Source organism: Sphingomonas bacterium (assembly GCF_028289855.1).
GTDB lineage: Bacteria > Pseudomonadota > Alphaproteobacteria > Sphingomonadales > Sphingomonadaceae > Sphingomonas.
This window is the reverse complement of record NZ_JAQGKZ010000123.1, coordinates 1-8,838: the sequence shown is the minus strand read 5'-3', so window position 1 is coordinate 8,838 and position 8,838 is coordinate 1. Positions and strand designations below refer to the sequence as shown.

General features: G+C 65.9%; 6 protein-coding genes and 2 pseudogenes. 3 read left to right on the top strand and 5 right to left on the bottom strand.

Annotated elements, in window-relative coordinates:
* The 4 genes and pseudogenes from JWM94_RS14175 to JWM94_RS14160 all read right to left on the bottom strand — a co-directional run.
* Window positions 1–266 (bottom strand): annotated as a pseudogene (locus JWM94_RS14175) (GNAT family N-acetyltransferase); the annotation flags it as partial.
* Window positions 260–1,159: a crotonase/enoyl-CoA hydratase family protein gene (locus tag JWM94_RS14170; RefSeq protein WP_299428332.1), complete on the bottom strand. Its 900-nt coding sequence runs from the start codon at window positions 1,157–1,159 to the stop codon at window positions 260–262. The pseudogene JWM94_RS14175 and the gene JWM94_RS14170, both read right to left, overlap by 7 nt.
* Before the next feature lie 141 nt (window positions 1,160–1,300).
* Window positions 1,301–3,187 (bottom strand): acetyl/propionyl/methylcrotonyl-CoA carboxylase subunit alpha, encoded by a 1,887-nt coding sequence (locus JWM94_RS14165; protein WP_299428329.1) that lies wholly within the window; start codon window positions 3,185–3,187, stop codon window positions 1,301–1,303.
* A 128-nt stretch (window positions 3,188–3,315) separates the two neighbouring features.
* Window positions 3,316–3,795, bottom strand: coding sequence for a nuclear transport factor 2 family protein (locus JWM94_RS14160; protein ID WP_299428326.1), 480 nt, complete (start codon window positions 3,793–3,795; stop codon window positions 3,316–3,318).
* 75 nt (window positions 3,796–3,870) lie between these two features.
* On the opposite strand from JWM94_RS14160, the gene JWM94_RS14155 reads away from it, so the two are divergent.
* The gene (locus tag JWM94_RS14155; RefSeq protein ID WP_299428323.1) at window positions 3,871–4,305 is read left to right on the top strand and encodes an endonuclease domain-containing protein; all 435 of its coding nucleotides are present in this window, start codon (window positions 3,871–3,873) and stop codon (window positions 4,303–4,305) included.
* 20 nt (window positions 4,306–4,325) lie between these two features.
* On the opposite strand, the gene JWM94_RS14150 is transcribed toward JWM94_RS14155, so the two are convergent.
* Complete coding sequence (locus tag JWM94_RS14150) at window positions 4,326–5,927, bottom strand: carboxyl transferase domain-containing protein (protein ID WP_299428320.1); 1,602 nt, start codon at window positions 5,925–5,927, stop codon at window positions 4,326–4,328.
* 105 nt (window positions 5,928–6,032) lie between these two features.
* Between JWM94_RS14150 and JWM94_RS14145 the strand changes: the two genes are divergently transcribed.
* Both JWM94_RS14145 and JWM94_RS14140 read left to right on the top strand, forming a co-directional pair.
* The gene (locus JWM94_RS14145; RefSeq protein WP_299428317.1) at window positions 6,033–8,108 is read left to right on the top strand and encodes a M13 family metallopeptidase; all 2,076 of its coding nucleotides are present in this window, start codon (window positions 6,033–6,035) and stop codon (window positions 8,106–8,108) included.
* Between the two features lie 64 nt (window positions 8,109–8,172).
* Window positions 8,173–8,838 (top strand): annotated as a pseudogene (locus tag JWM94_RS14140) (hypothetical protein); the annotation flags it as partial.

The following is an 8,838-nucleotide window of genomic DNA, read 5'->3' as shown; positions in this document are numbered from 1 at the left end:
CGCACCGCCTCGATCTGCCCGCGCCATGCGCCGCGGTTGAGCAGGCCGGGGAGGAACGACAACTGCATCGTTCCGATCACCGCGCGGTCTTCTTCGGCGACGATCAGCCGCTGGTTGGGGTCGCTGTCGATTGCAGCAAAGGCCGCAGCATAAACCGGGTCGAGCGGTTCGCCCGGGTCGTCCTTTCGGCCGCCGATCTGGTCCTCGGCGAGCAGCGCGATGATCGCCGGCAGGTCGGCCCCGGTCGCGTCGCGGTAATTCACCATTCGAGCTCGTCGAGCCAGGGCGAGAAATGCGGCAGGTCGGCCGATACCTTGTCGGGATAGTCCGCCGCGCGTTTCTCCAGGAACGAGGCGATACCCTCCCTCGCGTCGGCGCTCGACCCGCGCGACCATACCAGCCGGCTGTCGAGCCGGTGCGCGTCGATCGGCGATGGTGCGCCCATCATCCGCCACAACATTTGCCGCGTCAGCGCGACCGACACGGGGGCGGATTGCGCGGTCAATTGCTGCGCCAGATCGCGTGCAGCATGTATCAGGTAGCCGGGTGCGTGAACCGAGCGCACCAGCCCCGCTTCCCGCGCCTCGACCGCAGACACCAGCCGTCCCGAATAGCACCAGTCGAGCGCGGTCGAGATGCCGACCAGCCGCGGCAGGAACCAGCTCGACGCCGCCTCCGGAACGATGCCGCGTTTGGCGAACACGAAGCCGAACCGCGCGGTGTCGACGGCGAGGCGGAAGTCCATCGGCAGCGTCATCGTCGCGCCGATTCCGACCGCCGCGCCGTTGATCGCGCCGATTACTGGTTTCAGGCATTGGAAGATGCGCAGCGAGAGCATTCCGCCGCCGTCGCGCACGCCGGGATGGTCGTAATCGACCGATCCGTCGGCGCGCACCGGCGATCCGGCGTCGGACCAGCGCGGGCCCTTGGCATAATCGAACGTTGCCGCCCCGCCGGACAGGTCCGCTCCTGCACAGAAGGCGCGGTCACCGGCGCCGGTGACGATCACCGCGCGGACCTCGTCGTCTGCGTCGGCGCGGTCGAACGCGGCGATCGTCTCGTGCATCATCTGCGCGGTGAACGCGTTCATCGCGTCCGGGCGGTCGAGCGTGATCGTCAGGATCCGGTCGGTCAGGTCGGTGCGGATTTGGTCAGCCACGTTCCCCTCCCTGGAAGGGAGGGGTTAGGGGTGGGTCGAGGCTTGGCGATACTGTAGCCGAGCGCGAGACCGACGTCGTATCGCGGTCATCGACCCACCCCCGGCCCCTCCCTTCCAGGGAGGGGAGCATCGTGCGCATCCTCACCCCGCCTTCTCGATCCGGACCAATAACGTCCCCTCGCTAACCTGACCTCCCGCCTCGGCGTTCAGTTCCGCCACCACCCCGTCGAATGGCGCGACCAGGCTGTGCTCCATCTTCATCGCTTCGAGCGTGACGAGCTTCTGGCCCTTGGTCACCGCCTCGCCGTCCGCGACTTCGACCGCGATGATCCGCCCCGGCATCGGCGACAGGATCGCGCCGTCGCCTGCGACGGCGCCACCCGCCTGAAACCGCGATAGCCCTATCACGAAGCTTTGTCCGTCGCGGGTAACAAGGACGTTGTCCGGCCCTGCAGATGAAGAAAAGACGTCGCCGCCGAAATCGGGCACCTTATCCAACCAGTAATTCTTGCCAGCGGATTGCAACATCAAACCGGTCTGTTTCGCGGAATTCAACCTGAACCCCTCGAGGAGTTCGTTGTCGCGGCTGTGATGGGATCGGTTTGAATAAGCCTGGACTAGATGCCGGGCCGCTTGGCCTAGCATCTCGACACTGGGCTCCTGCGCCGGGATCAGCGCGTCGCCTCGATCTCCGATAAAACCGGTAGTCACGTCACCCGACCGGAACTCGGCGCTCGTTGTCAGGCGAAAAAGGAAACCGGCGTTGGACTTCACCGGCCAGATGGCAGTTCCGCTCAGAGCATGGGAGAGTTCGGCGATGGCATCGTCGCGATCCTCGGCGTGAACGACGAGCTTCGCGATCATTGGGTCGTAGAAAGGGGAAATGACAGACCATTCCTCTACCCCCGATTCCACGCGTATCTCCTCGTCGGGCAGGCAGTATCGATCTAGGCGGCCCGTGCTTGGCAAAAATCCCGTCGCCGGATCCTCGGCATAGAGCCGCGCTTCCATCGCCCATCCGTTGATTTCGAGTTCGTCCTGCCGCTTCGGCAGCGTCTCGCCCGACGCCACCCGCAACTGCCACTCGACCAGATCCTGCCCGGTGATCTCCTCGGTCACCGGATGCTCGACCTGGAGGCGGGTGTTCATTTCCATGAACCAGATGCGATCGGCGCGAAGGCCTTCGCTCGCGTCGGCGATGAATTCGATCGTGCCCGCGCCGACATAATCGACCGCCTTGGCCGCGCGCACCGCTGCGTCGCAGATCGCCGCGCGCGTGATCTCATCCATCCCAGGGGCGGGGGCTTCCTCGATTACTTTCTGATGGCGGCGTTGCAGCGAGCAGTCGCGTTCGAACAAATGGACGACGTTGCCGTGGGTGTCGCCGAACACCTGCACTTCGATGTGCCGCGGCGAGAGGATATATTTCTCGATCAGTACGCGGTCGTCGCCGAAACTCGATGCCGCCTCGCGCTTGCAAGAGAGCAGATCGTCGGCAAATTGCTGCGCAGCATCGACCCGGCGCATGCCCTTGCCGCCGCCGCCCGCGACCGCCTTGATCAGCACCGGATAGCCGATCGCATCGGCCTCCGCCTGCAGCCGCTCGGGCGACTGGTCCGCGCCGAGATAGCCCGGCGTCACCGGCACGCCCGCCGCGATCATCCGCTCCTTCGCGGCGTCCTTCAGCCCCATCGCGCGGATGCTGTCGGGGTTGGGGCCGACCCAGATCAGCCCGGCGTCCTTCACCGCCTGAGCGAAGTCGGCATTCTCGGACAGGAAGCCGTAGCCCGGATGGATCGCCTCCGCGCCAGTCTGCTTGGCGGCGGCGATGATCTTGTCGCCGACCAGATAACTCTCGCGGGCCGGCGACGGCCCGATATGCACCGCTTCGTCGGCCTGGCGCACGTGCAGCGCGTTGGCGTCGGCATCCGAATAGACCGCGACCGTCCGCACCCCCATCGCCCGCGCGGTGCGGATGATGCGGCAGGCGATCTCGCCGCGATTGGCGATGAGCAGCGAGTTCAGCATTGGCCGCTTCCGACCGTCTCAAACTTCCCGAAGTTCGCCCATATGGGCGAAAGAAAAAACGTGCAGTTCGGCTGTGGTTTCATCGCGATGTCATATCGCGACCGGGGGCTTGTAGGACAGCCAAATCGTCACGCCGCCGGGCAGCCGGTCGTGCGGCTCGACCAGGTTACGTTGGCGACTTTCCAGCGCCCGCCCTCGCGGACCAGGTCGAAATGGTCGACGCCGCAATGGTGGACCTTGCCGTCGATCAGGAAGACGTAGGGGCTCCACACCATCGCGATGTCGCCGTCGATCTCGACGGCGGGGTCGGTCAGGCGTTCCTCGAAGCGTTCGGGGCCGGGCTTGATCCCGGCGGCGAAGTCGGTCGCGGACATGCGGCGGACGCTACGCGTGCCATCGGGCTTTTCGTTGGCGGCGGTCGCGGTGGCGTCAGGGCGCATCGCGGCGAGGGCGATCGCGGGGTCGCGACGGGCGAGGCCGTCGAACAGCGCGTTGATGGGAGCCATGACCTGCCCCTCCTCGCTGGTCGGCGGCGGTAGGGGGTTGGCAGGCGGGAGCTTGGTCGGGGTGGTCTGCCCGGCGGCGGCGAGGAGGAGGGGGAGGATCATGGCGACCTTTCAATTCCTCCCCGAGCTTGTCTCGGGGAGGGGGACCATGCGAAGCATGGTGGAGGGGCTGACGAGATGCTGAAAGACATAGCACCGAAGGGAAAAGCGACGGCGGTACGACGAGCGCGCGAGCTGCGTCGCAAAATGTCGCTGCCGGAAGTGTTGCTTTGGCAGGAGCTGAGAAAGCGCCCCGGCAAGCTTAAATTTCGAAGGCAACGACCGACCGGCAAAGAACTCAGTCTTGATTTTTACTGCGGCGACGCTCGATTGACGATCGAGGTGGATGGCGAAGGCCATAGCAGGGGCGATCGACCGCAACGCGATCTTGCTCGCGATGCATGGCTTTCGCGGAACGGCGTCATGACGCTTCGCGTTCCCGCAAGCGAAATCCTGAAAGATCTGGACGTCGTTATGCGGCATATACTGGCTGTTTCGATTGCCAGACTGCCCCTCCACCACCCGGCTGCGCCGGGCGGTCCCCCTCCCCGAGACGAGCTCGGGGAGGAATAAGAAAGCGACGCTTTCGCCCATCACATCCTGAACACGCCGAAGCTCTGGCGCTCCGGGATCGGCGCGTTGAGCGTCGCGGCGAAAGCTAGACCCAGCACGTCGCGCGTCTGCGCGGGGTCGATGATGCCGTCGTCCCATAGCCGCGCGGTCGCGTGCCACGGATTGCCTTGCGCTTCGTAGTCGTCGCGGATCGGTTGCTTGAACGCTTCGAGCTCTTCGACCGACCATTTGGCGGCGTCGCGGTGGACGGTCGCCAGCACGCTCGCCGCCTGTTCGCCGCCCATCACGCTGATCCGGCTGTTGGGCCAACTGAACAGGAAGCGCGGCGAGTAGGCGCGCCCGGCCATGCCGTAATTGCCCGCGCCGAAGCTGCCGCCGATCAGCACGGTGACCTTGGGCACGGTGGCGGTGGCGACCGCCGTCACCAGCTTGGCGCCGTGCTTGGCGATGCCCTCGGCCTCGTATTTGCCGCCGACCATGAAGCCGGAGATGTTCTGGAGGAACAGCAGCGGCACGCGGCGTTGCTGCGCGAGTTCGATGAAGTGCGCGCCCTTGACCGCGCTTTCGCTGAACAGCACGCCGTTGTTCGCCAGGATCGCGACCGGCATGCCCCAGATGTGCGCGAAGCCGCAGACCAAGCTCGATCCGTACAACGCCTTGAACTCGTGGAATTCGCTACCGTCGACCAACCGCGCGATAATCTCGTGCACGTCGTACGGCGCGCGGACGTCCTGCGGGATGATACCGTACAGATCGGCGGCGTCGAATTTCGGCGGGCGCGGCTCGCGCATATTGACGTCCGCACCGGTCTGCGGCTGGAGCGTCGAGACGATGTCGCGGACGATTGTCAGCGCGTGCTCGTCATTCTCGGCCAAGTGATCGACCACACCGGACTTGCGCGCGTGGAGGTCGCCGCCACCGAGATCCTCGGCGCTGATCACTTCGCCCGTCGCGGCTTGGACGAGCGGCGGGCCGGCGAGGAAGATCGTCCCCTGGTTGCGCACGATCACGCTTTCGTCGCTCATCGCCGGGACGTACGCGCCGCCCGCGGTGCAGCTGCCCATCACGCACGCGATTTGCGGGATGCCCTTGGCGCTCAGGTTGGCCTGGTTGAAAAAGATCCGCCCGAAATGGTCGCGGTCGGGGAACACCTCGGCCTGGTGCGGCAGGTTGGCGCCGCCCGAATCGACCAGGTAGATGCACGGCAGCCGGTTCTGTTCGGCGATCTCCTGCGCGCGGAGATGCTTCTTGACCGTCATCGGATAGTAAGTGCCGCCCTTCACCGTCGCGTCGTTGCAGACGATCATGACCTGACGGCCCGATACGCGGCCGACTCCCGCGATCATCCCCGCGCCGGGCACTTCGCCTTCGTAGAGGTCGCACGCCGCGAGTTGACCGATTTCGAGGAACGGCGAGCCGGGATCGAGCAGCCGCTCGACGCGGTCGCGCGGGAGCAATTTGCCGCGCGACGTGTGCCGGTCGCGGCTCTTCTCGGTGCCGCCCAACGCGGCCGTCGCAACGTCGGCGCGCAGCTTCTCCGCAAGGCCGCGATTGTGCGCAGCATTGGCGCGGAACGTGTCGCTGTCGGGGGAGAGTTTGGTGTCGAGGACGGGAGCGCTCATGCCCTCTGCCTAGCCGTGCGCGAAAGCCTTGGGAAGCCGCTGGCGCGCGGCATTGTGTTGGTGTAGCCCACGACTCATACACCAGATCGAAAGAGGCATTTTCCGATGAAGCGCACCCTTCTTGCCGCCATGCTGCTCGCCACCACCGCGGGGGGCGTCGCCGTCTGGCAATCGCCCGCGATCGCGCAGGCCGTGATGGGCAGCAAATCGGGGGTCGACCAGTCGTTCATCGACCGCAACGCCAAGCCCGGCGACGATTTCAACGCCTATGCCAACGGCGCGTGGCTCAAGACCGCAGAAATCCCCGCCGACCGCTCGTCGATCGGAACCGGGCTCGACGTGTCGAAGGTCGCGGAAGAGCGCAACGCCGGCATCATCCAGAATGCCGGTGCGGCAAAGGCGAAGGCCGGCACCGACCTGCAGCGGATCGCCGACTATTATGCCGCGTACAACAACACCGCGGGGATCGAGGCGCGCGGTGTCGCACCGCTCCAGCCCAGGCTGGCGTCGATCGCCGCGCTCAAGACCAAGGCGCAGCTGTCGGCGATGCTCGGCGCCAACATGCGCGCCGACACCGACCCGTTCAACAACAACAATTACGCATCGACCGACAATCTGTTCGGGCTGTTCGTCGGCGGCGACCTGAACCGCGGGACGGTCAACGTGCCGTATCTGATGCAGGGCGGGCTCGGGCTGCCCGACCGCGATTATTATCTGTCGTCGACGAAGGACATGGCGGAGGTGCGCGAGGGCTATAAGGCCTATGTCGCCAAGCTGTTCACGCTGGCCGGGATGAGCGACCCGCAGGCGCGCGCCGACCGCGTGTTCGCGCTCGAGATGAAGATCGCCGAAGCGCAGACCGACATCATCACCGCGCAGGATGCGCACAAGGGCGACAATCCGTGGAAGCGCGCCGATTTCGCGCGCAAGGCACCGGGGATCGACTGGAACGCGTACTGGACCGCGGCGGGGCTGCCCAAGCAGCAGGACTTCATCAACTGGAACCCCGCGACCACGACCAAGCTTGCCGGTCTCGTCGCCAGCGAGCCGATGGCGTCGTGGCAGGACTGGCTCGCCTTCCACCAGATCAGCCAGAATACGTCGGTGCTGCCCAAGGCGTTCGATCAGGCGTCGTTCGATTTCTTCGGCAAGCAACTGAGCGGCACCGCCGCGCCTCGCCCGCGCGACAAAAGGTCGATCGGCGCGGTCAACGGCGCGCTGGGGTATGAAGTCGGCAAGATATACGCCGCCAAATATTTCCCGGCATCGTCGAAAGCGGCGATAAATACGATGGTCAAGAATATCGTCGCCGCGTTCGACCGTCGGATCGTCGCGCTCGACTGGATGGCGCCGGCGACCAAGGCCGAAGCGCGCAAGAAGCTTCAGGTGCTCAAGGTCGGGATCGGCTATCCCGACGTCTGGCCGATGCGCCCCTATTACGCGGTCAACGCGACCGACCCGCTGGGCAATTTGCAGCGCGCCAAGCTGTCCAACTATCGCTACCAGATCGGCAAGATCGGCAAGGCGCCCGACCGCGGCGAGTGGTGGATGACGCCGCAGACGGTCAATGCGGTCAATCTGCCGCTTCAGAACGCGCTCAATTTCCCGGCGGCGATCCTTTACACGCCTTATTTCGATGCGGGCTTCGAGGATGCGGCGAATTACGGCGCGATCGGCGCGACGATCGGGCATGAGATCAGCCACAGCTTCGACAATCTCGGGGCCGACTTCGATTCGACCGGCCGCCTGCGCAACTGGTGGACGCCCACCGACCTTGCGCGCTTCGAAGCGTCGGGCAAGGCGTTGGCGGATCAATACGACAAGTATGAAGTGCTGCCGGGTCTGTTTGCCAAGGGCGAACAGGAGCTGGGCGAGAATATCGCCGACACCGCCGGGCTGACCGCGGCGTACGAGGCGTATCACGCATCGCTCGGCGGCAGGCCCGCGCCGGTGATCGACGGGCTGACCGGCGACCAGCGTTTCTTCCTCGCCTTCGCGCAGAGCTGGCGGACCAAGATGCGCGACCGCTCGATCCGCGCGCGCATCGCGACCGACGTTCACGCGCTGGCGTTCCTGCGCGTCGAAACCGTTCGCAATCTCGACGCATGGTACGACGCGTTCGGGATCAAGCCCGGCGACAAGCGCTATCTGGCGCCCAAGGATCGCGTCCACGTCTGGTGATCGCGTAACACAGGACGATCGAACGCCCGTCATCGTCGGATGCGGCGAGGCGGTCGATCGTCCGGTGGCGCTCGCCGACGCGCTCGACCCGGTTGGGCTGATGGCGCTCGCCGCGCGCCGCGCGGACGTCGGCGGGCTGCTTGCGGCGGCCGATCGGCTCGATGTCGTCAACCTGGTGAGCTGGCGTTACACCAACCCGCCTGGCGAGTTGGCGACGCGGCTCGGGATTGCACCGCGTTCGACCAGCTATGGCGCGATCGGCGGCGAAACGCCGACCAAATTGGTCCACGAGGCTGCGCTGGCAATCGCGCGGGGCGAAGCGGGCGTCGTGTTGGTTGCCGGTGCCGAGGCGCAGCATAGCGCGTCGCGGGCTGCCAAGGGGGAGGGCGATCTCCCGTGGTCGCCCTTCGCGCACGACGCACCGGGGCGGATCGAACGCGCGACCTATCTTCATCCGCTGGCGGTGGCGGTCGGCGCGGCAGTGCCGGTCAACGTCTATCCGTTCTACGACATGGCGAGCGCGCATGCCTGGGGGCAGACACCCGGCGAAGCGCAGGCGGAGTCGTCCAATCTATGGGCGCGCTATGCGGCGGTCGCGGCAGGCAATCCGTCGAGTTGGTTACAGCGCCGCCATACAGCCGACGAAATCGCGACGGTCTCGCCAGACAACCGCCTGATCGCCTGGCCCTACACCAAGCTGATGGTCGCCAATCCGATGGTCAACCAGGCG